This window comes from Halomonas sp. Cn5-12, from assembly GCF_021532545.1.
Lineage (GTDB): Bacteria > Pseudomonadota > Gammaproteobacteria > Pseudomonadales > Halomonadaceae > Vreelandella > Vreelandella aquamarina.
In genome coordinates this window covers 94,972-119,423 of the sequence record NZ_JAKGAY010000008.1, presented here as the reverse complement: position 1 = coordinate 119,423, position 24,452 = coordinate 94,972, and the positions used below count along the sequence as shown (strand labels likewise).

Below are 24,452 nucleotides of genomic sequence, written 5' to 3'. Positions count from 1 at the left end.
CAACATGACCGCTCAAAGCGCACAACCCCTCTATATTGGTGGTCGCCCGGTTGATGCCACCTCCGGCGAAACATTTACCGTTACCAATCCTTATGATGGCAGCCTGCTGGCCACGATTGGTCAGGCAAGCCAAGTCGATGTCGACAGCGCCGTTCAGGCAGCACAGCGTGGCCAGCGTGAATGGGCCGCCATGACCGGTATGGAACGCTCACGCATCCTGCTACGTGCCGTGGCACTGCTACGCGAACGTAACGACGAGCTTGCCGAGCTGGAAACCCGCAATACCGGCAAGCCGATCAGCGAAACCGCCAGCGTCGATATTGTGACCGGTGCCGATGCTCTGGAGTACTACGCAGGCCTTGCCCCGGCGATTGAGGGCAGCCAAATTCCCCTGCGCGATAGCTCGTTTGTTTACACCCGCCGCGAGCCGCTGGGTGTCATTGGTGCGATTGGTGCCTGGAACTACCCGATTCAAATCGCCTGCTGGAAAGCCGCTCCGGCGCTGGCAGCGGGTAACGCCATCGTGTTCAAGCCCAGTGAAGTCACACCGCTAACAGCGCTTAAGCTTGCCGAAATCTTCACTGAAGCAGGCTTGCCCGACGGTGTGTTTAACGTGGTACAGGGCGATGGTCGCGTCGGCGCCATGCTGACCGAGCACGAAGGCATTGCCAAAGTCTCGTTTACCGGTGAAGTGGGCACAGGCAAAAAAGTCATGGCCGCAGCCGGTGGTTCCACGCTGAAAGACGTAACAATGGAACTCGGCGGCAAATCTCCGCTAATTGTCTTCTCCGATGCCGACCTCGACCGCGCAGCCGATGCCGCCATGATGGCGAACTTCTACTCCAGCGGCCAAATCTGCACTAACGGCACTCGCGTGTTCGTTGAGCGCAGCGTCAAAGAGGCGTTCGAAGCCAAGCTAGTAGAGCGCGTGGCACGCATCAAAGCAGGCGACCCGATGGATCCGAGCGTCAATTTCGGTCCGCTTGTCAGCTTCGAGCATCAGAAAAAAGTGCTCTCCTACATCGCGCTTGGCAAAGAGCAAGGCGCACGCGTGCTGGCCGGTGGCGACGCGTGGAACAGCGGCGAATGGGCCAAAGGCGCCTGGGCGGCCCCCACGGTATTCACTGACTGCACCGACGAGATGCGTGTCGTCAAAGAGGAGATCTTTGGCCCGGTAATGTCAGTACTGGCCTTCGACGACGAAGAGGAAGTCATCCGCCGCGCCAACGACACCAAGTACGGCCTAGCCGCCGGCGTCTTCAGCGAAAGCCTGAACCGCGCGCACCGCGTGATTCACCAGTTGGAAGCAGGCATCTGCTGGGTCAATACGTGGGGTGAATCTCCGTCTGAAATGCCGGTGGGTGGCTACAAAGAGTCCGGTATTGGCCGTGAAAACGGAGTGGAAACGCTCAATCACTACACGCAAACCAAGTCCGTGCAGATCGAGATGGGGCCGTTCGAGTCGGTGTTTTAAAGGCTGAGCCCAGCTTTCGTACACCGAACTCCCCCTTCTGGATGAGAGAACCGCTATGTCTCAAGCAACTGAGTTTGATTACATTATCATCGGCGCCGGTTCAGCAGGTAACGTGCTGGCCACGCGCCTGACCGAAGACAGCGATGTCAGCGTGCTGCTGTTGGAAGCCGGTGGCCCTGACTACCGTTTCGATTTTCGCACCCAAATGCCCGCTGCGTTGGCTTACCCACTACAGGGCAAGCGTTATAATTGGGCGTTCGAAACCGACCCCGAACCTCATATGAACAATCGCCGTATGGAGTGTGGGCGTGGCAAAGGCCTAGGCGGCTCCTCGCTGATCAACGGTATGTGCTACATCCGCGGCAACGCACTTGATTACGACCACTGGGCCAAACAGCCCGGTTTGGAGGAGTGGGATTATTTAAGCTGCCTGCCCTACTTCAAAAAGAGCGAAACCCGCGATATCGGCCCGAACGACTACCACGGTGGCGACGGGCCCGTCAGCGTGACCACTCCCAAAGCGGACAATAACCCGCTTTACCGCACTTTTATAGAGGCGGGCAAGCAAGCCGGTTACCCAGAAACCGAGGACGTCAACGGCTACCAACAAGAGGGCTTCGGCCCGATGGACCGCTTCGTAACGCCGAAAGGTCGCCGCGCCTCCACCGCTCGTGGCTACCTGGACACGGCCAAACAGCGCAGCAACCTGACCATCGAAACCCGCGCCGTCACCGACGTGATCGAATTCGAGGGTAAGCGCGCCGTCGGCGTCCGCTACGAGCAGAAAGGCCAGCCCAAGCAGGCTCGCGCGCGTCGCGAAGTGCTGCTGTGCGGTGGTGCGATTGCCTCCCCGCAAATTCTCCAACGCTCTGGCGTGGGTAATCCAGAGTGGCTGAAAGAGCTGGGTATTCCTGTCGTACATGAACTGCCCGGCGTCGGCGAAAACCTGCAAGACCATCTGGAAATGTACATTCAGTACGAGTGCAAGGAGCCCATTTCGCTCTACCCGGCGCTGAAGTGGTACAACCAGCCAAAAATCGGTGCAGAGTGGCTGTTCAAAGGCACTGGTGTGGGCGCAAGCAACCAGTTCGAGTCCTGTGGCTTCATCCGTAGCCGCGATGACGAGGAGTGGCCGAACCTGCAGTACCACTTCCTGCCTATCGCTATTAGCTATAACGGCAAGAGTGCCGTTCAAGCGCATGGCTTCCAGGCACACGTCGGTTCCATGCGCTCAGAAAGCCGCGGCCGTATTCGTCTGACCTCCAAAGACCCCCACGCGGCACCGAGCATTCTGTTCAATTACATGGCCAAAGAGAAGGATTGGGAAGAGTTCCGCGACGCGATTCGCCTAACTCGCGAGATCATCGCCCAGCCCGCCTTCGACCGATACCGAGGCCGGGAAATTTCCCCCGGCCCGGACGTGCAGAGCGACGAAGAGCTCGACAATTTCGTCAAGCAGCACGCCGAAACTGCTTATCACCCCTGCGGCAGCTGCCGCATGGGCGAAGGTGACATGGCGGTGACCGATGCCCAGGGCCGGGTACATGGGCTCGAGGGACTGCGCGTGGTGGATGCATCACTATTTCCGGTCATTCCAACCGGCAACCTGAATGCTCCTACCATCATGCTGGCCGAAAAAATCGCCGACCGTATTCGCGGTCGCGAGCCCCTGCCGCGTGCCAGCGTAGATTACTACGTCGCCAACGGCGCGCCTGCCAAACAGGCATCGTAGTCCGAGACGAGTGCGGGCTTATCGACCCGCTGCGTCAAAACGCCATGGTTCCGCGCCATGGCGTTTTTTTATGTCCTAACTGCGCTACATTGAAGATATAAAGCGAACGTATAACGGTGAAAGGCTTGCACTAAGCATCATGACTCTGCGAATATTCAAACATACGTTTAAATACGTTCATTGATAACCACCCCACGGAGAACACCCATGCTCACCTTACTCCTCATCGTGCTCGCCGCTGCCGGCTTGCTCGTGGTGATGCGTCGCGAGGCAGGGGCCACCCCTGCGCTTGCTCTATTAGGCGTATTGGGCTTAGTCGGCCTGGTACTCGGCGCCCCGGTCGTGGGCACACTGCTGTTGATTGGCGCTGCGGCAGTGGCCGTTGCAGGCTTGCCTGTGCTGCGTCGTCAATGGTTGACACCGCGCATCTTTGCCACTTTCAAAAAGGTCGCCCCGAAAGTATCGGCGACCGAGCGTACCGCCTTGGAAGCGGGCAGCGTCTCTTGGGACGGTGAACTCTTCTCGGGTAAACCCCAATGGCAATCGCTGCTCGACTTCAAAGACGACGGCTTGAGTGACGAAGAGCAGGCGTTTCTAGACAACCAGTGCGCCAAAGCCGCCGGCATGTGCAACGCTTGGGATATTGCCCGTGAGCGTGCCGACCTGCCCCAAGAGCTATGGGACTACCTGAAAAAAGAAGGCTTCTTCGGCATGATTATTCCGAAGGAGTACGGCGGTTTGGGCTTCTCTGCCAAGGCGCAATCCATGGTGCTGCAGAAGCTCTCCGCCAACGAAACCCTGATGGTGACTGTAGGCGTGCCCAACTCTCTCGGCCCTGGCGAACTGCTGCTGAAGTACGGTACCCAAGAGCAGAAAGACCACTACCTGCCGCGCCTAGCCGATGGTCGTGAAATCCCCTGCTTCGGCCTCACCGGCCCCCGCGCAGGTTCAGATGCGACTTCCCTTCCAGATACCGGCGTGGTGTGTAAGCAAGTCATTAATGGCGAAGAAGTCGTGGGCGTGCGCCTGAACTTTGAGAAGCGCTGGATCACCCTGGCGCCCATTGCCACCGTGGTTGGCCTGGCATTCCGCCTCTTCGACCCGGAAAACCTGCTGGGCGAAGAAGAAGACCGCGGCATTACCCTGGCGCTGATCCCCCGCGATACTCAGGGTATGGACATTGGCCGTCGCCACCACCCGATTGGCAGCCCGTTTATGAACGGCCCGATTAAGGGTAAAGATGTGTTCGTACCGCTGGACACCATTATCGGTGGCCCGGATATGATTGGCCAAGGCTGGCGTATGCTGGTGGAGTGCCTGTCGATTGGCCGCTGCATCACGCTGCCTTCTGGTGCCACCGGCACCGCGCGTTACGCGCTGGGCTGGAGCGGCGGCTTTACCCGCGTGCGTCGTCAGTTCAACGTACCGGTCGCAGAGATGGAAGGCGTGCAAGAGCCCCTGGCACGTATGGCGTCATTGGCCTACATTTCGGCAGCCACGGTGTACCAAACCGCTAACCTGATCGACCATGGCGAAAAGCCAGCGGTACCCTCTGCCATCCTGAAAAGCCAGCTGACCGAATTTCAGCGCGTGCTGCTTAGCGATGCAATGGACGTGCACGGCGGTAAAGCAGTGACGCTTGGCCCGCGCAACTACTTGGGTATCGGCTATAGCGCGAACCCGGTAGCCATTACCGTAGAAGGCGCGAACATTATGACCCGCAACCTGATGATCTTTGGTCAGGGCGCTATTCGCTGCCACCCTTATGTGCTGGAAGAGCTGGCTGCCAAAGATGCCAACGATGTGAAAGCCTTCGATAAGGCGTTCTTTGGTCATGCGGGCCTGATTTTCGGCAACGCGGCGCGCGCTTTCACCCTTGGGCTAGGCATGGGCAAGCCGAGCGTACCGTTTAGCGGCCCCGCTGCTGGCTACGCCCAGGATATCGCACGCCTCTCAGCCGGCTTTGGCCTGTGTGCAGATGCCGCCATGGCCAGCCTAGGCTCTGCGCTGAAAAAACGCGAAATGCTCTCGGCGCGTTTGGGCGACGTGCTTTCCAACCTCTACCTGGCTTCCATGGTGCTCAAGCAGTGGCATACCGGTAATCAGGTCGAAGGTGAAGAAGCCCTCCTGCATTACAGTCTTCGCTTCCTGCTGAATCGCGCCGAACAGGCCTTCGTGGAGATTTTCGACAATCTCCCCAACCGTGCGCTTGGCAAGACGCTAAAAGTAGTCGTCATGCCGACGGGACGCCGTTGGAACAAACCCCATGACGACCTGGCGCGGGATATTGCCCAGCGGGTATCGACGCATAGCGCGCTGCGCAGCAAGCTGCTTTCGAACACCTGGGACAAAGACGACGGTGCGGTGAGCAATCCGCTGGCACGCTACAACGCTCTGCTGGGTGATTACGACCGCGCCGAGGCGATCTACCGCACGGTCAACAAAGCCTACGCCAAAGGGGAACTGCCACAAACCGCGCTGCACCCCGAAGCACGTGTGGAAGCCGCGTTGGAGAAAGGCTTGATCAACGAAGAGGACGCTGCCTTCATGCGCACGTTCGAAGCCGAAGTACTGGAAATGCTGACCGTCGATGACTTCGCTTACGACGCCTTTGCCAACGACAAGTCGACACTGATCGACCATAACGCAGCACCTGCCAAAGCATCGCCGCAGGCAGAGACCAGCGTTAAGTAAATGGCTTTTAGCCCTCGACCAACCGGCCCACCAAGGGCCGGTTTTTTATGCCACCCGCATGTTCTAAAACGAATCAAACGAACATTATAGCCATAGGGCGTAGTGGAGACTGAGCAAACCGAGCTTCTTACTCACCCTGAAAACTCTATTTTTGAGTTCTTCTACGCCTAAAAGCGAATACAAACGGCCATCAAAAGCGTTGCAAGTTCGCAAATGATCAACTAGCCTTTCGTTAATGAAAATATCGCATGGGTTGGTTGCCACACAATAATCGGCAAATAAGTACGGCCAACCACCCTCCCTCGCGATCAGCGCACTACACAATTATCGATACCACCTATCAATAACAACGACGCTAGCGAGATCGGCATGTCCTTACATTTGCAAAATATCGACCACGTCGTCGGGGGTCAGACCCATATCAGTGGGGTTAACCTCGAACTGGAACCAGGTTCCTTTAACGTGTTGCTGGGACGCACGTTGGCGGGCAAAACCACGCTCATGCGTCTAATGGCAGGCTTAGAGCAGCCCACCCGCGGGCGTATCTTCATGGACGGCAAAGATGTCACCGGCGTTTCGGTTCGCAAACGCAACGTGTCGATGGTCTACCAACAGTTCATCAATTACCCCAGCCTGACGGTACGCGACAATATTGCTTCACCGCTGAAACTAGCCAAAACGCCTCAACAGGAAATTGATCGGCGTGTCGGCAGCATTGCCGAGATGCTGCATATCGAGCATCTCCTTGACCGCTACCCGCAAGAACTCTCCGGCGGACAGCAGCAGCGCACGGCCATGGGACGGGCACTCGTCAAAGATGCCGATCTGATTTTGTTCGACGAGCCACTGGTCAACCTGGACTACAAACTGCGCGAAGAGCTGCGCGATGAGCTGCGTGAGCTGTTCAAAGCCCGTAACTGCATTGCCGTTTACGCCACCACCGAACCCAACGAGGCGCTGGCACTCGGCGGCAATACGGCCGTGCTGCATGAAGGACGGCTGCTCCAGTACGGCCCCACCGAACAGGTATACCGTGAGCCCAACGGTCGTCATAGCGCCGAGATGTTCTCCGAACCGCCGATTAATATCGTGCCCGGAAAGCTGACCGCAACGGAAATCACTTTCGACCAGTCGCTGCACTTCCCCTGCGACCCCGGCCTTCAGCGGCTCACCCCGGGCGATTACGACTTTGGCGTACGCGCCTCACACATCAGCCTTAAACCTCAGTCCGCCGATGATCTAGAACTGCCGGTACTGGTTGATGTTGCAGAAATCAGCGGTTCAGAAACGTTTTTGCACGTGCGTCATGAACGCTTCCCGCTAGTGCTGCACTTGGCAGGCATTCACGAATTCCACGTGAACGACGCGATTAACGTCTACTTCCCTTCGCATCAGCTGTACGCCTTCGATAAGCAAGGCAGCACCGTGCACATCCCCTCTTCTGCTCAAGGGAGCGTTGCTCATGGCTGAGATTACTTTAAAAGGCTTGGCGCACAGCTACAGCAAAAGCCCTAGCAGCCATAGCGATTACGCGATTCGTCAGATGGATCACGTGTGGCACCAGGGCGGCGCTTACGCCCTGCTCGGCCCGTCGGGCTGCGGTAAATCAACGCTGTTGAACATCATTTCCGGTCTGCTGGAGCCTTCAGAAGGCGACGTGCTGTTCGACGGGCATCGTGTGAACGAGCTGCCACCGGAGGAGCGCAACATTGCCCAGGTGTTTCAGTTCCCGGTGATCTACGACACCATGACGGTGTACGATAACCTGGCTTTTCCGTTACGCAACATGAACACTCCCGAGTACAAGGTCGATCCTAAAGTTCGGGAAATTGCCGATATCCTCGACCTCACGCCACTACTCTCTCGGAAAGCCAAAAACCTCACCGCCGATGAGAAGCAGAAGGTCTCTATGGGCCGCGGGCTAGTGCGCGATGATGTCTCCGCGATCCTGTTTGACGAACCCCTGACGGTGATTGACCCGCAGCTCAAGTGGAAGCTGCGCCGTAAGCTCAAAGAGATCCATGAGCGCTTCAATATCACCATGATCTACGTCACCCATGACCAGCTTGAGGCGTCTACTTTCGCTGACAAAATTGCGGTGATGTACGACGGTCAGGTGGTGCAGTTCGGCACGCCACGGGAGCTTTTTGAAAAACCGGCGCATACCTTCGTGGGTTACTTTATTGGCAGCCCGGGCATGAACTTTATGAGCGTGTCTCACCAAGCGGGCAAAGTAATGTTTGGCGAGCTGCCGCTACCGGTGAATGAGGCCGTTAGCCGCAGCGTGGCCGCCGCAGGCTCCAGCAATATCAAGCTTGGCATTCGCCCGGAGTTCATTACGGTCAGCCAGACACCTAAGGAAAACAGCGTACCGATTGAAGTGGTCAACCTGCAGGACTTAGGCACCTACTCGCTGCTGAGCTTTACGCTTAACGACCAGCTATTTAAGGCGCGCCTGCCTGAGGGTCACGCGCCGGTAGGTGACGCTGCCCATGCAGTGTTTTCCGATCAGCACATCGCGCTCTATGTCGATGAATACCTAGTGGAGATCGGCCATGAATAACAAAGTACTCAACAACCGCGCGTGGCTACTGGTACTTCCCATGCTGGTACTGGTGGCTTTTTCAGCCATCATCCCCTTGATGACCGTGGTCAACTACTCGGTTCAGGACGTGCTGGGCCCTAATGCGCGCTTCTTCACCGGTACCGAGTGGTTTCATAGCATCTTGAACGACTCGGCGCTTCGCGACGCCTTCGTGCGTCAGATTCTTTTTTCTCTGACCATTTTGGCCATCCAGGTGCCGCTCGGCATTGGCATTGCCCTGATTATGCCTAAGCGCGGCTGGCAGGCCTCTGCCGTACTGATCTTGATTACCCTGCCGCTTCTGATCCCATGGAACGTGGTGGGCAGTATTTGGCAAATCTTCACCCGTGGCGATATTGGCCTCATGGGTTACGGTCTGCGGGAGCTAGGGATCAACTACAACATTACCCGTAATTCGGGCGATGCCTGGGCAACCATTATCTTGATGGACGTTTGGCACTGGACTCCGCTGGTGGCCATGCTCTGCTACAGCGGCCTGCGTTCGATCCCCGAGGCTTACTACCAAGCAGCACGTATCGATCGTGCCTCCAAGTGGGCGATCTTCCGCTACATCCAACTGCCCAAACTCACCAACGTTCTGGTCATTGCGGTGCTGCTGCGCTTTATGCACTCATTCATGATCTACGCCGAGCCCTTCGTACTAACTGGCGGCGGCCCGGGTAGCTCCACCACCTTCCTGAGCCAGTCACTCGCGACTATGGCTATCGGCCAGCAGGATCTGGGGCCCTCTGCCGCGTTCTCGATCATCTACTTCCTGGTTATTTTGCTCGTGAGCTGGGTGTTCTACACCACCATCATGCACATGCAAAAAGATAAGAACCCGCACGGGGGAGCATGATATGTACCGCTTAGATAACGCCCAGCAGGGCGAGAAATACAACACCATTTTTAGCCGGACCACCCCGGCACAGCGGCGCAAACGTAACGCGCGCAGCCGGTTCCGTTCACGGTTTCTGCTGGGGCTGTACCTGTTCCTGATGATCCTGCCAATTTATTGGCTGATTAATATGTCGCTGCAGACCAACAGCGAGATTTTGGGCTCCATGACGCTATGGCCCAAAAACCTGACGTTTGATAACTACATCGGCATTTTCACTAACTCCAGCTGGTACATGGGCTATGTGAATTCAATGCTGTATGTAGCGCTCAACATGCTAATCACGATTTGCGTGGCGCTGCCTGCCGCCTATGCCTTCAGCCGCTACCGCTTTATTGGCGATAAGCACCTGTTCTTCTGGCTGCTCACCAACCTAATGGCACCGCCTGCAGTGTTTCTGCTGCCCTACTTCCAGCTCTACTACTCAGTGGGCCTTTTTGATACCCATATTGCCGTGGCCCTAGCCCACTGCCTGTTTAATATTCCGCTGGCCATCTGGATTCTGGAAGGCTTCATGAGCAGCGTGCCAAAGGAGATTGATGAGACAGCGTATATCGACGGCTACAGCTTTCCGCGCTTCTTCATCAAGATTTTCATTCCCATGATCCGCTCCGGTATCGGCGTCACGCTGTTCTTTCTGTTTATGTTCTCGTGGGTAGAGCTGCTGCTGGCACGCACGCTGACCGCCACCGACGCTCAACCGATCGGCATGATCATGACGCGGACCTCCACCGCATCGGGCATTGACTGGGGCACGCTTGCCGCCGCTGGTGTACTCACCATCGTGCCGGGCATTTTGGTGGTGTACTTCGTTCGCAACCATATCGCCAAGGGCTTTGCCCTGGGCCGCACCTAAGGAGCACCGTTATGTCTTGGATGGTATGGACAACACCGACTGCCATTTTCTTTTCATCCATTGCAGCGATGCTAGCAGGGATGACGCTGTGGGAGATCTTATCCCCCACCGTCGAACGCAAGGGGTTTCTACCCATTAGCACCACCCGCGGCGACCGGCTGTTCATCGGCCTGCTCTCCGCCGCGTTTATTCACCTGGGGGTGATTGGCTTCACAACGCTATCCATTTGGATAGCGCTGGCACTATCAGCGGTATGGCTGCTGGTGTTGATGCGCTGGGGCTAGGCCGACGGCTTTCTCAGCGGATGTACGGCGGTATCAAGGACGCTCACGTCATCAAGGAAGAGCACAACAAAACGAGGTCAACATGCGTAATAATAAGTTCAAACTCACTACCCTCGCCGCTAGCCTAATGCTCGCCTCGGGGAGCCTAATGGCAGACGACCACGACGCACGGGCAATCGCCGAGCGTTTGGTGGACGAGCACTTCCAAGACTCGACGCTCAGCCGTGAAGAGCAGATCGAAGAGCTACTGTGGTTCGCCAAGGCTGCCGAACCCTTCCGCGGTATGGATATACAGACCGTAGCCGAAGGCCTGACCACGCACGTGTATGAAAGCGAAGTGCTCGCTCCCGCGTTTAGCGAGCTGACCGGCATCAACCTGACCCATAACATCATCGGCGAAGGTGACGTGGTCGACACCATGCAGAACCAGATGCAGTCGGGCAACAGCATCTACGACGGCTTCGTCAACGACACCGACTCCATCGGCACGCATATTCGCTACGGCACCACCATCAACCTAACCCAAGCCATGGAGAACGAGTGGGCAGACTATACCCTGCCGACGCTGGACCTGGACGACTTCATCGGTTTGCAGTATGGCACCGGCCCCGATGGCAGTCTCTATCAACTGCCCACCCAGCAGTTCGCCAACCTGTACTGGTTCCGCTATGACTGGTTCCAGCGTGAAGACTTGCAAGAGCAGTTCCGTGACATTTACGGCTACGATTTAGGCGTGCCCACCAACTGGACCGCTTATGAAGATATCGCCGAATTCTTTACCGAGCATGTCGGTGAGATCGACGGTACTAAGGTCTACGGTCACATGGACTACGGCCGCCGCGACCCCTCTTTGGGTTGGCGCTTCCACGACTCCTGGCTCTCCATGGCAGGTATGGGCAGCCCCGGCGTACCGTCCGGTAACCCGGTGGATGACTGGGGTATTCGTGTCAACGAAGAGAGCCAGCCGGTCGGCGCAAGCGTAAGCCGCGGTGGCGCGACCAACTCACCTGCTTCCGTCTTCGCCATGCAGAAAGCCGTGGATTGGCTGCGTGATTTCGCACCGCCTGAAGCCCAGGGAATGACCTTTGGTGAAGCTGGCCCCGTGCCCGCCCAGGGCCATATCGCTCAGCAAATCTTCTGGTACACCGCCTTTACCGCTGACATGACCGACCCGTCTGTTGCCGTCACCGACGACGAAGGTAACCCGCTGTGGCGCATGGCACCCTCTCCCACTGGCCCCTACTGGGAAGAGGGCATGAAGGTGGGTTATCAGGACGTAGGTGCCTGGACCTTCTTCGATTCTACGCCTGAAGATCGCCGCACGGCCGCTTGGCTGTTTGCCCAGTTCACCGTGGCGAAAACCACCTCGCTGGAAAAACTGATGGCGGGCCTAACGCCAATTCGCGAGTCGGATATCTTCTCCGAGCAGATGACCGAAATGGCACCCCGACTGGGCGGCCTGGTGGAGTTCTACCGCAGCCCCAACGAGTCTAACTGGACCCCTACCGGCACCAACGTACCGGACTACCCACGCATGGCACCGCTGTGGTGGCAGAACCTGGCACCGGTGATGAGTGGTGAAGTCACGCCCCAAGAAGGCCTCGACAAGCTCGCGGCCGATATGGACAACACCATGAACCGCTTGGCCCGCGCCAACGTCTTCGACAGCTATGCCCCAGTGCTGAACGAAGAGCGCGACCCGCAGTACTGGCTTGATCAGGAAGGTTCACCGAAGCCGAAGCTTGACGATGAAATGCCGCAAGGCACCACCGTTCCTTACGATGAAATGATGGAAGCATGGATGGCGGCCGGCACCCGCTAAGACCTATAGGGCGGGCGCCAGCCCGCCCCTTTTCCGTGGTGTCATCAGCGGCGGGCATTGTTGCCCTCTCCACTCGTTGAGACCGCAACCGACACGGGGCTTTTTCTTAATTAATTGGAACCGCTATGAAACTGCGTAACCGTAATGTCGAGAAATTGCACACTGATGACTTTGACGCACTGATTATCGGTGGCGGCATCAATGGTGCAGCAACCGCCGCTGCTCTTGCGGGCAAAGGTGCTAAAGTAGCCCTAATCGACCGTGGCGACTTTGCCGGCAGTACCAGCATGCACTCCTCGAACCTGGTTTGGGGCGGCATCAAATACATGGAAAGCAAAGACTTTGCGCTGGTACGTAAGCTCTGCAAAAGCCGCAACCACTTAATCAAAAGCTACCCGTCTACCGTTCAAGAAATTCGTTTCCTTACCACGATTACCAAAGGTTTCCGCCACTCTCCGCGCTATTTGTGGGCGGGCACCTGGCTTTATTGGCTGATGGGCAACGGCTTCACCAAGTTACCGCGCTTGCTCTCGCCTAAAAAGATCAAGCAAGAAGAACCGATTATTGATATCAACGGTGCCGTTGGCGGGTTCGAGTACTCAGATGCTTACCTGCATGATAACGACGCTCGCTTCGTGTTCAACTTCGTACGCCATGCCCTTAACTACGGTGCCGTGGCGGCCAACTACGTCGAATCGTTGGGGGCCGAACGCGAAGGCGATACCTGGGTGACCAAAGCCCGCAACGTAATGGATGGCAGTATCTTCAATATTCGTTCCAAAGTGTTGATCAACGCCGCTGGCCCCTGGGTCGACCAACACAATGCCCTGACGGGGCAAAAAACGTCCCACCAGCACCTCTACTCGAAAGGCATTCACTTGATTGTGCCGCAGTTAACCGACACCAAGCGGGTGCTGGCGTTCTTTGCCGATGATGGGCGGCTCTTCTTCGTCATTCCGATGGGCAACCGCACCTGTATCGGCACCACCGACACTCATATGGAGCACCCCGAGGTCGACGTCACCGCCGACGATATCGCGTTCGTTTTGGAGAACATCAACAAGCGCCTGACGCTCGACAAACCACTCACCCAAGCCGACATCATATCGACGCGCTGCGGGGTACGCCCTCTCGCCATCAAGGCCGACCAGGGCAGCGACCGCGACTTCCTGCAGCTATCGCGCAAGCATGTCATCGATACCAATCCAGAGAGTGCCCATATCAGTATCTTTGGCGGCAAGCTCACTGATTGCCTCAACGTGGGCGATGAAATTGCCGAGGAGGTAAAAGCGCTTGGCGTGGCGCTCAGCGATCCTAACTTTCACTGGTATGGCGAGCCGCCCGAGCCGGTGAAGCAGCAGTTTATGGATCAAGCCAAGCGCATGAACCTAGATGCCATGACGGCGGCTACCTCTTCAGAGCCGCTCTCCTCAAGACTATGGCGACGTTATGCAGAACAAGCGATTCCCATGCTTGAGAAAATTCGCCAAGACCCTTCTGAAGCCGATATTTTGATCGAAGGCACCGAGTACATCCGCTGTGAACTCGAGCACGCACGTGACCATGAGATGATCACGCAGTTGGAAGACTTCTTACGCCGCCGCGCCAAGGTGTCGCTGGTCGTTCACCATGAGCAGCTGCGCCAGTCACCAGGCCTAAAAGAGGCCTGTCGGGTCCTCTTTGGCGAAGAAGCAGAAGAACGATTTACCACCTACTTCAAAGAGAATCGTGATACGTCTCGGCCGTCGGTTGAAACGCTCTCTTAAACAGAAGCGAGCATTTTAAACCGTCACTCTTGCTCACATAAAAATCCCCCTGCTAACTCAATAGCAGGGGGTATTAATATCGTGAGCAAGTGTGTTAAGGCATCACTCTTCGTGTTCGACGAGCAGTTGAGAATCGCCCGCTAATACCTCATCCCATGCTTCTTCCAGCGTACAGCCTGAACGACTATCAATGGTGTCGATAACTTCGACGGCATGTTGGAGCGACTCACGATTGCTCTTCAACGCCAATACTAGCTTGGCTAAATCTTGCTTGCTGAAAGAGCTAGCGATACGGTCGGCTTGTTGGCTCAATTCGATGCAGTTCATGGTTAGTCCCTCATGGTATGGTCAGCCGCTGCTCGTTATTGTTTGATACTTCGTATGAATAATCGAGCAGCCATCTTAATTAACGACGAATGGTGACATTGCTACTCATGCTGGGCCGGGTAAGTGCCCAGTTCGGTAACTGCGAAACGGTCACAAGCGTTACAAGACCTTCGCCTTAAGCGCCCTGGTAATACGGCAGCGCCTCGGTATGTAGCAAGGATAAGTGCGACGTATCGGGATAACAAAACACCGCCCTGATCCATGACTTCACTATGGTTCACGGCTGCCATGCTCACAATGCATCATTGGCAGCAGGCTGGGTTGTAGTTTGACTACATAACACCCATAGAAGCGCTATCGATGACGTAGACTTTCAAGAAGAGAGTTAAACGACTGTTTTAAAAGGGTAGGGAAAAATCAATGGAGAAGAACTAACACGTCTTTAAAAGATAAAAAACGCCATAAAAAAACGCCGCTGTGCGACAGCGGCATCTTTTATGGCGCTTCTATGGCGCTTCTATGGCGCTTCGCGGCGGCGTTGTTTACGTAGAGCGCACACGGGATACCGCATCCAACCAGCCCTGGTAGAGCTTTTCACGGGTCTCCTCTTCCATGGTCGGCGTAAAGCTGCGCTCGCAACGCCAGAGCTGCTCGATCTCCTCTAGCGTGTCGTACCAGCCAAGACGTAACCCTGCCAAGTAAGCCGCCCCAAGGGCCGTCGTTTCCAAAATGGTCGGACGGTCAACTTGGACATTGAGCATATCGGCCAAAAACTGCATGACCCAGCTGTTCTTCACCATACCGCCATCCACACGCAGGTTGCCCGGTGCAGCCTCCATATCATCGTTCATGCAGTGCTGCAGATCGCGAGTTTGGTAACACACAGCCTGTAGCCCCGCCGCAACGATTTCGGCAATGCCGGTATCGCGGGTTAAGCCAAAAATCGCGCCACGGGCTTTGGGGTCCCAGTGGGGCGCGCCTAGCCCGGTAAAGGCTGGCACCAAATAAACGCTGTGGCCGCTGCGGGTTTTCTGGGCCAGCGCTTCGGTTTCCGAGGCATCGGCAAACAGGTTCAAACCATCTCGTAGCCACTGCACCGTTGCTCCCGCCACAAAGATGCTGCCCTCCATCGCATAGGTGGGCTTGCCGTTAATGCGGTAGCCAATGGTGGTCAGCAGGCGATTACGCGATACCGAGGCCGTTTCCCCGGTATTCACGATCATAAAACAGCCGGTACCGTAAGTGCTTTTACCCATACCGGGTTTAAAGCACGCCTGCCCAACCAGCGCCGCCTGTTGATCACCCGCGACGCCTGCAATCGGCAGCGGCGCGCCCAGCCAGTGGGCCTCGACCGTGCCAAAATCATCGCTGGAATCGTTCACCTCGGGGAGCATATTGGCGGGCACATCAAATAGCGCCAGCAGCTCCTCGTCCCAAGTTTGGTCATGAATGTTGAACAGCGCCGTGCGCGAGGCATTGGTGGCATCGGTCACGTGACGTTTACCATCGGTCAAACGCCACATCAAAAAGCTATCGACGGTGCCGAACGCCAGCTCGCCCCGGGCAGCACGCTCGCGGGCGCCCTCGACGCAATCGAGAATCCAGGCCAGTTTGGTGGCGGAAAAGTAAGGGTCGATCAATAGTCCAGTTTTCGACTGTACTAACTCAGTATGCCCCTCGTCGCGTAGCACCTGACAGCGCTCGGAGGTGCGACGATCTTGCCAAACGATGGCGTTGTATAGCGGCTTGCCTGTGGCGCGATCCCACACCACCGTGGTCTCACGCTGGTTGGTAATGCCGACCCCATCCACTTGTTCGGGGGTTATCTGGGCTTTGCTGAGCACTTCCCGGCAGGTCGCGATCACCGATTCCCAGATATCTTCCGGGTCGTGTTCGATCCACCCATCTTGCGGAAAGTGTTGAGGAAACTCTTGCTGGGCAACTGCCGCTATTTGGCCTTGGCGGTCAAACAGAATCGCGCGGGAGCTGGTCGTGCCTTGATCGATGGCGAGAATAAAGGAGGACATAGCGCATTCACTTTGTTGTAGGTTCTTTCGATTTTGTCTGTTTTCTTTCGTTTTATTATCATCAGAGGCTACTCTAGGCGCCTGGAATGCTCAAGTATGAAACTCTGCCACCTTAGCCAAAGCCTGAGCACTGTCGTGACAGGCGCTAAGCAATGTGCAGCGCCACATCGTGTTGGGTGAGCAGCCGTTGAATCGCCTCGGGGGGCTTACGATCGGTAAACAGCGCATCCAGTTGGGAAATGTTACCTTGGCGCACCACTGGGTTTCGGTGGAATTTCGAGTAGTCTGCGGCTAAATACACCCTTCGCGAATTGGCAATGATCGCCTGGGCAACGCGTACCTCTTGGTAGTCAAACTCCAGAAGCGAGCCATCCTCGTCGATGCCACTGATCCCGATGATTCCATAATCCACTTTAAACTGATTGATGAAGTCGATGGTGGCTTCGCCGATGATCCCGCCATCACGGGAGCGCACTTGACCGCCCGCAATGATCACCGTGAAGTCCTCTTTGTGTTGCAGAATCGCCGCCACATTGAGGTTGTTGGTAATGATCTCCAAACCTTGGTGCTCCAGTAGCGCTTGGGCGATCATTTCATTGCTGGTCCCGATATTGATGAACAGTGAGGCATGATGGGGTATATGCTGTGCCAAGCAGCGGGCAATGCGCTCTTTCTCTTCGAGGTGCAACGTTTTGCGGGTGCTGTAAGCCGTATTGACCGTACTTGACTCTACCCCGACACCACCATGTACGCGGCGCACGCGACCTTCGTTGGCCAGAGTGTTCAAGTCTCGACGAATGGTTTGTGGCGTGACCGCGAAGTGTTCGGTGAGCTGTTCGATACTCATATAGCCGTGCTGGCGAACCAGTTCGACGATGGCATCCTGGCGATACTGTTGATTCATAAGCCCGGCCTGTTCGATATTTATTGGTCTATGTGCGTTATAGATTAGCAAAATTTTCGGAATCTAATAGCGCGAACATTCGAACAGGCCAAGTGCTGCCGTTACCCTAGGGCTATGTCAGAGCGGCCACACCCATAAAATCGCCGGAATGGCTGCGGCCATCACCACAAGCGAAAGCGGCAGCCCCAGTTTCCAGTAATCTCCAAACCGGTAACCCCCAGGGCCCAGCACCAGGGTATTCGATTGGTGTCCAATCGGGGTTAAAAACGCACAGGAGGCGCTGACGGCTACCACCATCAAAAACGGGTCCAGCGAGGCATCAAAGCCGTTGGCGAGGCTCGCCGCAATGGGTGCCATGAGCAGCGCCGCCGCGGCATTGTTGACTACGTTAGAGAGCAGCATAGAGAGCAGAAATAGCCCTACCAAGGAAACGACAATCGGTCACTCTACGCCAAACCGCAGCAGCGCATCGGCAATGATATCAGCACCGCCGCTGGTCTCCAGCGCTTCACCCACCGGCAGCATGGCGGCAAGCAGCACAATCACCGGGCCATCAATGGCCTGGTAGCCATCCCGCAAGGGCAGCACGCCAATCAGCAGCGACACCAGCGCCGCCGTGCTCATCGCAACAGCCGCGGGCAAAAGATCAAACAGCATCGCGACAATCGCTAGCGCGAAAATACCCACCGAAATAGCCAGCTTACGCGGCTGGCCTAAATGTAGCTCGCGGTTGGCCAGCGGCAAACAACCCAGCGTCGATAAACTATCGGCGATTTCGTTTTCGCTACCCTGCAATAGCAGCACGTCACCGGTTTGAAAACGAATGTCGCGCAGGCGCTGCTTCAGGCGGCCACCATCACGGGCCACGGCCACTAAGTGCAAGCCAAACTGATGGTTAAGGCGCAGCTGTCGCACGCTGCGATTAATCATCATCGAATCATTGCGAACAACAGCTTCAATGAGCTGTAGGCCTTCGGTATCGACCGGCTGACGTTCATCGCTCTTCTCCGCGTCCTCGCGCTGCTCCTGCCCGTCCTCTGGCTCTTCAGGTTCGGCAATGGCGCTAAGACCCACTTTGTCCTCCAGCAGCTTCAGCTCATCGGGGCCGGCTTCCAGCAGCAGGATGTCACCCTCACGAAGCACGCCGTGAAACTGGTAGCCCGCCCGGCGATTATCTTCACGCACCACCGCTAAGACAGGGATGGTCTCATCCAGCTCATCGCGCAATTGTTGAAGGGTGAGCCCATTAGCTTTGGAGTCTTCAGTAACATTTAGCTCTACTAGATAGTTGGCGGTATCGAACATATCGTCTGCCGCCGCCTGACCACTGCGTTTGGGGGTCAAGCGCCAGCCTACCAGCACAATAAAAGCCAAGCCCACCAGAGCCACCACAACACCGACTGGCGAGAAGCTAAACATGCCGAAGTTTTCGCCGGTAATATTGCCCCGGTAGGCAGAAATAATAATATTGGGCGGCGTACCAATCAGCGTGGTCAGCCCTCCCAGCAGCGAGCCAAACGCCAGCGGCATTAGCAGCAGTGAAGGAGACGTATTGTGTTCCCGTGCAAGGCGCATCGCCACCGGCAGCAGTAGCGCCAGCGCCCCCACGTTATTCATCACACCGGAAAGCACGACCACCGTGCCCACCAGGACCAGAAGCTGTAGCAGCAGGCGCTCGCCCACCTTTAGCACCTGATTGGCGATGACATCGACCACGCCGGAGCGTTCAAACCCACGGCTCAACACCAGCACCGCCGCCACGGTGATCACCGCTGGATGCCCAAAGCCCGCAAAGGCGTCATCCGCAGGCACCAGCCCCAGCATCACCGAGCATAGCAAGGCAGCCAAGGCCACCAAGTCGTAGCGGAAACGGCCCCAAATAAAGGCGACTAGCGTGAGCCCCAGCACGATGAATACCAGCGTGCTGGGAGAGAGTCCTATGCTTTCCAGAGTCATGTGCGTGCCATCTCCCTATGTTGTCGCTCCTCTTCCCTGACACGGAAAGTGCGGAGTGTTCAGCATCACATTAGGCGATGACTATACAGCCGTACAAGCACTGAAAAATAGGAAAAAATAGCGCGCGGGTTAGCGTTTCATTCGTGCCAGTAACCGCTCAACGGCCTCTAGATGTTCCGGCTCGTTGTGGCACATGCCTTGGAACACGGCGCACACATCCAGAAACGGCTTTAGCTCCATATCCGGGGCCATTTTCATGAGCCGCTTGGTGAGGCGCGTTGCTTTCGGCGGCTGGGCCGCCATGCGGTTGGCATGTGCCAAAGCGGCCTCCATCAGCTGCTCCGGCTCCACGACTTCCAGCACTACACCGTAGGCAAGCGCTTCATCAGCGCTGATCACCCGGCCTGAAAGGGTTAGTTCAAAGGCACGCTGGTAGCCAATTTGGCGCTGCATAAACCATGCCCCGCCATCACCGGGAATAATCCCCAGATTGAGAAACGTCTCCCCAAAGCTCGCCTTGCGAGAGGCAATACGCAGATCCGCCATATTGGCCAAATCAAACCCGGCACCAATCGCTGCACCATTCACGGCGGCGATGATGGGCACTTCTACCTGATTAAGTGCCAGGGGCATTCGCTGAATCCCTTGCCGATAGCGCTCAGCGACTTCGGCTACGTCCCCCGCAAAGTCGCCGCTGCGTTCGGCCATGTCTTTTACATTACCCCCGGCACAGAAAGCGCTCCCCGTTCCGGTGATCACCAGCACCGAGACGTCCTGGCAACGGTTCACCCATGCGGCGGTGGCGATGATATCATCCACCAGCGCCGTGCCGGTAAGCGCATTGCGCACGTCGTGGCGGTTAAGCGTGAGCGTTGCCACACGGTTTTCCAGCGTTAGGGTAGCGTCGGTTAATTCAGGTAGCGTTCGGCTCATGATTGGCGCTCTACAATAATTCGTGCATCGACGATGGCATAGTTAACGGCAGAATGGCCTTTCGGATAGGCAATCACCGGGTTCAAGTCTAGTTCGCAAATATCTGGGTAAGCCTCTACGAGCTGAGACACCTGCATCAGCAGCGACACTAACGCCTCCTTATCGACCCCTGCAGCCCCGCGCACCCCTGCCAGCACTTTCTGCGCTTTAATTTGATCGACCATGGAGCGTGCGTCGCGCAGAGTCAGCGGCAGCGAGCGGAAGGCCACGTCTTCGAGCACCTCCACAAAAATGCCGCCCAAGCCAAACATCAGCACCGGGCCGAAAATCGGGTCGCGCAGCATGCCGATAATCACCTCAACGCCCTTCTCCGCCATTGGCGTGACCAGCACGCCCTCTATCTGGGCGTTCGGGTCGTAAGCCTGGGCATTTGAGTGAATGGCCTGAAAGGCATCGCGCAGTGGGGCGTCACCCACCAGGTTAAGCTTGACCCCGCCCGCGTCGGATTTATGCAGGATATCTTTCGAGACCACCTTCATCGCCAGCCGCTTGCCATGCGTGCACTGGGCGATCTCGGCGAGTTCGTCCTCACGACGCACCAACCACTCCTCGGGCACTGCGATGCCGTGCTCCGCCAGCAGTGATTTCGCTTCAAATTCCAGTAAGTCGCGTCCTTCTGCCTTGGCTGCGGCAAACATGGCCCTGCCTGTTTCCGTTGGCGCGGCGGGCGCTATCGTCTCCTGCGCCTGTTGGATGGCCAGATACTCTCCTCGCTCACCTAGGGCAGCAAGCACGCGCACCGCATGCTCAATCGAGGAATACACCGGCAAACCGGCTTCGTGTAAACGACGCAACGCAGGCGGTTTGATGGGCACATAAAGGCTGTAAATCACCAGGGGTTTCTCAGAGGCTTGAGCAAGCTCTACCATGCGTTCCGCGCCACGCATCTCGTCGCCCATCAGCGACTCCGCAAAGCGCAGGCTATACCCGCCGAACATGCCGACCAGGAAGACGCTATCAACGCCTTCATCCGCCATCACCAGCTCGATGCAGCGTGCAAGCAGCGAAGGGTTAGCATCCGAGGAGCCTGCCACGTCCACCGGGTTAAGGGTAGATGCCTGAGGCAGTAACACCTCGCGCAGTGCAGAGCGGGTAGCGTCAGAAAGCTCGGCCAGCGTCAGGCCCGCCTCCGATAAACGATCGGCGGCAATGGTGGCTTGGCCGCCGCCGTCAGAAATCACCGCCACGCGCTTACCGGGGGCTTTTTGCAGCCGCCCCAAGCCTTCCGCCACGGGCAGGATTTCATCGGAGTACTGCACCACGCTAACGCCTGCCTGACGCAACAAATCGACGGTCATTTGGTAGCTACCGGCCAACGCACCGGTATGGGAGCTGGCGGCTTTTTGGCCCTGCTCGGTGGCACCGGATTTATACACCACCACCGGCTTCATGGCGGTCACGTCACGGGCCACTTTCAGAAACTGCTGCCCATCGCGGAAACCTTCCACGTAGAGCGTCGCCACACGGGTATGCTCGTCTTCCCCTAGGTAGCGCAGGTAATCGTTAAAGCCGATATCGCTCTGGTTGCCCGGGCCAACGTAGGTGCTGAACCCCACTTGCCCGTTATGCTGGGCTTCCAGCGCAAGAGAGAGCAGCATATTGCCGGACTGAGACACAATGCCGATATCACCCGGCTTGACGTTATCCAGCGCCAGTAAGTTAATTTGGTGGTGCAGGTTAAACATGCCAGAGGTGTTTGGGCCGATGATACGCACGCCGTGAGCACGGGCGATATCCATCATCTGTGCCTCCAGCGCTGCCCCCTCTTCGCCGGTTTCGCCAAACCCGCTGGCCAGAATGACCGCCCCTTTCACCCCCCGGCGGCCACACTCGGCAATCAGCGCAGGCACGGTGGCGGCAGGCGTACACAGCAGCGCAAGCTCAGGGCAGCCAGGCATCTCGGCAATAGAGGGCCATGCCTTCACACCTAGAATATGATCGGCTTTTGGGTTGATCGGGTAGATGCTCCCCCGGTAGCCGCCGTTGATCAGCCCTACCATGGCTTTATAGCCCCGCTTGGTCGGGTCTGCAGAGGCTCCAACGATGGCAATGCCGGTGGGGGCTAAGATGTCGTGCAGCGGGCTGCGGATTGGAAGATGACCTTCGATAGTATTCATGGCGAAACCTGTTTGACAAAGAAGTGCGCGACGGCTTGATTCAGAACTCGTTTTTAAGGGTTAAGCCCACACTCATTGGCCCTGAAAATTAGGCGGGCGCCGCTCGGCAAAGGCATCGACCCCCTCTTGCCAGTCCTCGGTGGTGGAGCAGGTAAACACCGCATCCAGCTCCTGCTGCAGCTGGCTCTCCATGCTGGTATGGGCGCTGCGATTGACCAGCGGCTTGAGCATCGCCATGGAGACCGGCGCCTGCTTGGCAAGCCGCTCGGCGAGTGTTTGCGCTTCGGCCATCAGCTGCGCTTGGGGGTAGCTGGCCAGCGCCAAGCCGATCTTGGCGGCTTCTGGCCCATGAAGTTTGTCGCCCAGATAGAGCAAGCGCCGGGCTTGGGTGAGCCCCACCAGTTGAGGCAGCAATTTTGAAACACCGCCGCCCACGCAAGTGCCAATACTGGTTTCTGGAAAACCAATCTGCGCCTCGTCAGCCATCACGATAAAATCGCAGGAGACCGCCATCTCCGCGCCTGCCCCCAGCGCATAGCCGTTCACGGCTGCTACCACCGGCTTACTGAGTTTGGTGATGGCTTCGCATACGTCGTTGCCCAGCTGCAAATACGCCCGGCGCTGAAACAGGGTGCGCTTAGCGCTGCCGTGGGCCTTCATATCGGCACCGACACAAAACGCGCGCCCCTCACCGGTCAGCACCACCGCCCTAACCTGAGGCGACTGCTGTGCTATTCGCAGCACATCCAGCAGCTCTTGGTAGAGCGCCTCAACAACGGCGTTGAGGCGCTGTGGGCGATTCAGTCGCACGGTCAATACTCGGGCATCCAGAGTGACCAGCAGCGTTTCATAATTGGGCAGCGCAGTAGCGTCAGCAGGCATGGTGCTTTTTTTAACCTCATCGGATCAGTCGTCAAAACTTAACGAAACGTTTGTTTCTTTATTTTGAATAAAAAGAAACGTATGTATTTTTTGAACGATAGAGTAGTCGCCGGGACAACGTCAATACATCTGTAGCAAAAACATCTATCATTGGCACAAATGTTTTATTTTCATAGAGAGGGTGCCATGCCAGACAACGCCACTCACGCCACCAGCCTGGACAGCATTCACCAGCAGCTAGCCGAGAGCTATGCAGCGCTTAGCCCACAGCTCAAGCGCGCCGCCAGCTACGTGCTGGAACATCCTACAGAGATGGCGTTTCAGTCGATCCGCAAAACGGCTCAGGCAGCATCCGTCACTCCCTCCACCCTGGTCAGGCTAGCCAAGCGGCTTGGGTTCGAGAGCTACGAGCCGTTTCGGGAAGTGTTTCAATCGGCGGTACAGGCAGCGCCGGTGGAGCTATCCGGCCGCGCCAGCCAGTTGAATCAGCAGCACAGAAACCCAGAAGCGGCGCTGTTTGCGGAGGTAGGCGACGCTGCCTTCGATAATATTGGCAGGCTGTTTACGGCGGATAACCAAAAGCGCGTCAAAGAGGCCGCCGAGCGAATCTTATCCGCGCGGCGAGTCGCCGTGGTCGGGTTTCGCGACACCTTCGCCTGCGCGTACCACTTTGCCTACGTGGGGCGCATTGCGATGCCGGAAGTGACGCTCATTCGCGGACAGGAGGGAGGCTTGCTCACCGAGTTGGCCCCGTTCAACGAGCAGGATGTGGTAGTGGCGTTTGGCTTTGAACCCTACTGCGCCGAGACGGTGAAGGCGCTGGAGATTACTCGCGCCAACGGCGTGCAGGCGATTGTAATTACCGACACGCTGCGCTCGCCGCTGGTGCCGGGGGCCAGCGTAACGTTTACCGTTGCCAACGCTACGCCGCACTTTTTCCCGTCGATATTAGCGGCAATTACACTCAGCGAAGCGATTTTGGCGGAGTGCGTGGCATTCGGCCCCGACCAGCTGGTCGATAACGTGACCCGCTTTGAGAGCCGAATGCGTCAGTTGGGAGCGTATATAGAGATTGCCTAAACAGTCGCTTAGTAATGTCATCAGACCGGAACAACCCTAGGCGGGGGCGCTGTGAA

17 protein-coding genes and 1 pseudogene are annotated in these 24,452 nt (G+C 57.0%); 11 read left to right on the top strand and 7 right to left on the bottom strand.

The features are described 5' to 3' along the window. Window positions 1-4: 4 nt before the first annotated feature. The 10 genes from betB to L1249_RS06940 all read left to right on the top strand — a co-directional run bounded on the left by betB (window position 5) and on the right by L1249_RS06940 (window position 14,110). Window positions 5-1,474, top strand: a complete 1,470-nt coding sequence (gene betB, locus L1249_RS06985; RefSeq protein ID WP_228168591.1) for a betaine-aldehyde dehydrogenase — start codon at window positions 5-7, stop codon at window positions 1,472-1,474. Window positions 1,475-1,529: 55 nt separating this feature from the next. Next, on the top strand, window positions 1,530-3,206 hold the full coding sequence (gene betA / locus L1249_RS06980; RefSeq protein WP_228168590.1) for a choline dehydrogenase: 1,677 nt from the start codon (window positions 1,530-1,532) through the stop codon (window positions 3,204-3,206). A 207-nt stretch (window positions 3,207-3,413) separates the two neighbouring features. Next, the gene (locus tag L1249_RS06975; RefSeq protein WP_172416112.1) at window positions 3,414-5,900 is read left to right on the top strand and encodes an acyl-CoA dehydrogenase; all 2,487 of its coding nucleotides are present in this window, start codon (window positions 3,414-3,416) and stop codon (window positions 5,898-5,900) included. Between the two features lie 369 nt (window positions 5,901-6,269). Next, window positions 6,270-7,370, top strand: a complete 1,101-nt coding sequence (locus tag L1249_RS06970; RefSeq protein ID WP_054641313.1) for an ABC transporter ATP-binding protein — start codon at window positions 6,270-6,272, stop codon at window positions 7,368-7,370. Further along, on the top strand, window positions 7,363-8,463 hold the full coding sequence (locus L1249_RS06965) for an ABC transporter ATP-binding protein (RefSeq protein WP_054641312.1): 1,101 nt from the start codon (window positions 7,363-7,365) through the stop codon (window positions 8,461-8,463). The genes L1249_RS06970 and L1249_RS06965 overlap by 8 nt, the downstream gene beginning before the upstream one ends. Continuing rightward, window positions 8,456-9,343, top strand: coding sequence for a carbohydrate ABC transporter permease (locus L1249_RS06960; protein ID WP_062359363.1), 888 nt, complete (start codon window positions 8,456-8,458; stop codon window positions 9,341-9,343). The genes L1249_RS06965 and L1249_RS06960 overlap by 8 nt, the downstream gene beginning before the upstream one ends. A gap of 1 nt (window position 9,344) precedes the next feature. Further along, window positions 9,345-10,238, top strand: a complete 894-nt coding sequence (locus L1249_RS06955; RefSeq protein WP_044628029.1) for a carbohydrate ABC transporter permease — start codon at window positions 9,345-9,347, stop codon at window positions 10,236-10,238. Window positions 10,239-10,249: 11 nt separating this feature from the next. After that, window positions 10,250-10,522 carry a DUF2160 domain-containing protein gene (locus L1249_RS06950; protein ID WP_044628030.1) on the top strand — a complete coding sequence of 91 codons (273 nt, stop codon included), beginning with the start codon at window positions 10,250-10,252 and terminating at the stop codon, window positions 10,520-10,522. A gap of 82 nt (window positions 10,523-10,604) precedes the next feature. Beyond that, the gene (locus L1249_RS06945; RefSeq protein WP_058577768.1) at window positions 10,605-12,344 is read left to right on the top strand and encodes an ABC transporter substrate-binding protein; all 1,740 of its coding nucleotides are present in this window, start codon (window positions 10,605-10,607) and stop codon (window positions 12,342-12,344) included. Between the two features lie 125 nt (window positions 12,345-12,469). After that, window positions 12,470-14,110, top strand: a complete 1,641-nt coding sequence (locus tag L1249_RS06940; protein WP_054645151.1) for a glycerol-3-phosphate dehydrogenase/oxidase — start codon at window positions 12,470-12,472, stop codon at window positions 14,108-14,110. Window positions 14,111-14,212: 102 nt separating this feature from the next. Here L1249_RS06940 and L1249_RS06935 read toward each other — a convergent pair whose 3' ends face one another. From L1249_RS06935 to L1249_RS06905, 7 genes and pseudogenes are all read right to left on the bottom strand, one after another. Further along, window positions 14,213-14,437 (bottom strand): hypothetical protein, encoded by a 225-nt coding sequence (locus tag L1249_RS06935; protein ID WP_044628033.1) that lies wholly within the window; start codon window positions 14,435-14,437, stop codon window positions 14,213-14,215. Between the two features lie 542 nt (window positions 14,438-14,979). Next, window positions 14,980-16,464 (bottom strand): glycerol kinase GlpK, encoded by a 1,485-nt coding sequence (glpK, locus tag L1249_RS06930; RefSeq protein WP_137092872.1) that lies wholly within the window; start codon window positions 16,462-16,464, stop codon window positions 14,980-14,982. A gap of 145 nt (window positions 16,465-16,609) precedes the next feature. After that, window positions 16,610-17,368: a DeoR/GlpR family transcriptional regulator gene (locus L1249_RS06925; RefSeq protein WP_054645152.1), complete on the bottom strand. Its 759-nt coding sequence runs from the start codon at window positions 17,366-17,368 to the stop codon at window positions 16,610-16,612. A gap of 117 nt (window positions 17,369-17,485) precedes the next feature. Next, window positions 17,486-19,324 (bottom strand): annotated as a pseudogene (locus L1249_RS06920) (SLC13 family permease). Between the two features lie 129 nt (window positions 19,325-19,453). Continuing rightward, window positions 19,454-20,257: an enoyl-CoA hydratase-related protein gene (locus L1249_RS06915; RefSeq protein WP_137092870.1), complete on the bottom strand. Its 804-nt coding sequence runs from the start codon at window positions 20,255-20,257 to the stop codon at window positions 19,454-19,456. Further along, window positions 20,254-22,434: an acetate--CoA ligase family protein gene (locus L1249_RS06910; protein ID WP_137092868.1), complete on the bottom strand. Its 2,181-nt coding sequence runs from the start codon at window positions 22,432-22,434 to the stop codon at window positions 20,254-20,256. Before L1249_RS06910 ends, L1249_RS06915 begins: the two co-directional genes overlap by 4 nt. Before the next feature lie 72 nt (window positions 22,435-22,506). Next, window positions 22,507-23,316, bottom strand: a complete 810-nt coding sequence (locus L1249_RS06905; RefSeq protein WP_044628039.1) for an enoyl-CoA hydratase/isomerase family protein — start codon at window positions 23,314-23,316, stop codon at window positions 22,507-22,509. Window positions 23,317-23,502: 186 nt separating this feature from the next. Between L1249_RS06905 and L1249_RS06900 the strand changes: the two genes are divergently transcribed. After that, a complete protein-coding gene (locus tag L1249_RS06900) occupies window positions 23,503-24,396 on the top strand; it encodes a MurR/RpiR family transcriptional regulator (protein WP_044628040.1) in 894 nt (297 codons plus the stop codon). Window positions 24,397-24,452: the final 56 nt, after the last annotated feature.

Bases quoted from the DNA above. Each gene is read 5' to 3' on its own strand.
- L1249_RS06915 (WP_137092870.1), bottom strand. From the start codon at position 20,257: ATGAGCCGAACGCTACCTGAATTAACCGACGCTACCCTAACGCTGGAA.
- L1249_RS06955 (WP_044628029.1), top strand. From the start codon at position 9,345: ATGTACCGCTTAGATAACGCCCAGCAGGGCGAGAAATACAACACCATT.
- L1249_RS06910 (WP_137092868.1), bottom strand. From the start codon at position 22,434: ATGAATACTATCGAAGGTCATCTTCCAATCCGCAGCCCGCTGCACGAC.
- L1249_RS06950 (WP_044628030.1), top strand. From the start codon at position 10,250: ATGTCTTGGATGGTATGGACAACACCGACTGCCATTTTCTTTTCATCC.
- L1249_RS06970 (WP_054641313.1), top strand. From the start codon at position 6,270: ATGTCCTTACATTTGCAAAATATCGACCACGTCGTCGGGGGTCAGACC.
- L1249_RS06935 (WP_044628033.1), bottom strand. From the start codon at position 14,437: ATGAACTGCATCGAATTGAGCCAACAAGCCGACCGTATCGCTAGCTCT.
- L1249_RS06965 (WP_054641312.1), top strand. From the start codon at position 7,363: ATGGCTGAGATTACTTTAAAAGGCTTGGCGCACAGCTACAGCAAAAGC.
- L1249_RS06945 (WP_058577768.1), top strand. From the start codon at position 10,605: ATGCGTAATAATAAGTTCAAACTCACTACCCTCGCCGCTAGCCTAATG.
- glpK (WP_137092872.1), bottom strand. From the start codon at position 16,464: ATGTCCTCCTTTATTCTCGCCATCGATCAAGGCACGACCAGCTCCCGC.
- L1249_RS06925 (WP_054645152.1), bottom strand. From the start codon at position 17,368: ATGAATCAACAGTATCGCCAGGATGCCATCGTCGAACTGGTTCGCCAG.
- L1249_RS06940 (WP_054645151.1), top strand. From the start codon at position 12,470: ATGAAACTGCGTAACCGTAATGTCGAGAAATTGCACACTGATGACTTT.
- betA (WP_228168590.1), top strand. From the start codon at position 1,530: ATGTCTCAAGCAACTGAGTTTGATTACATTATCATCGGCGCCGGTTCA.
- L1249_RS06905 (WP_044628039.1), bottom strand. From the start codon at position 23,316: ATGCCTGCTGACGCTACTGCGCTGCCCAATTATGAAACGCTGCTGGTC.
- L1249_RS06960 (WP_062359363.1), top strand. From the start codon at position 8,456: ATGAATAACAAAGTACTCAACAACCGCGCGTGGCTACTGGTACTTCCC.
- L1249_RS06900 (WP_044628040.1), top strand. From the start codon at position 23,503: ATGCCAGACAACGCCACTCACGCCACCAGCCTGGACAGCATTCACCAG.
- betB (WP_228168591.1), top strand. From the start codon at position 5: ATGACCGCTCAAAGCGCACAACCCCTCTATATTGGTGGTCGCCCGGTT.
- L1249_RS06975 (WP_172416112.1), top strand. From the start codon at position 3,414: ATGCTCACCTTACTCCTCATCGTGCTCGCCGCTGCCGGCTTGCTCGTG.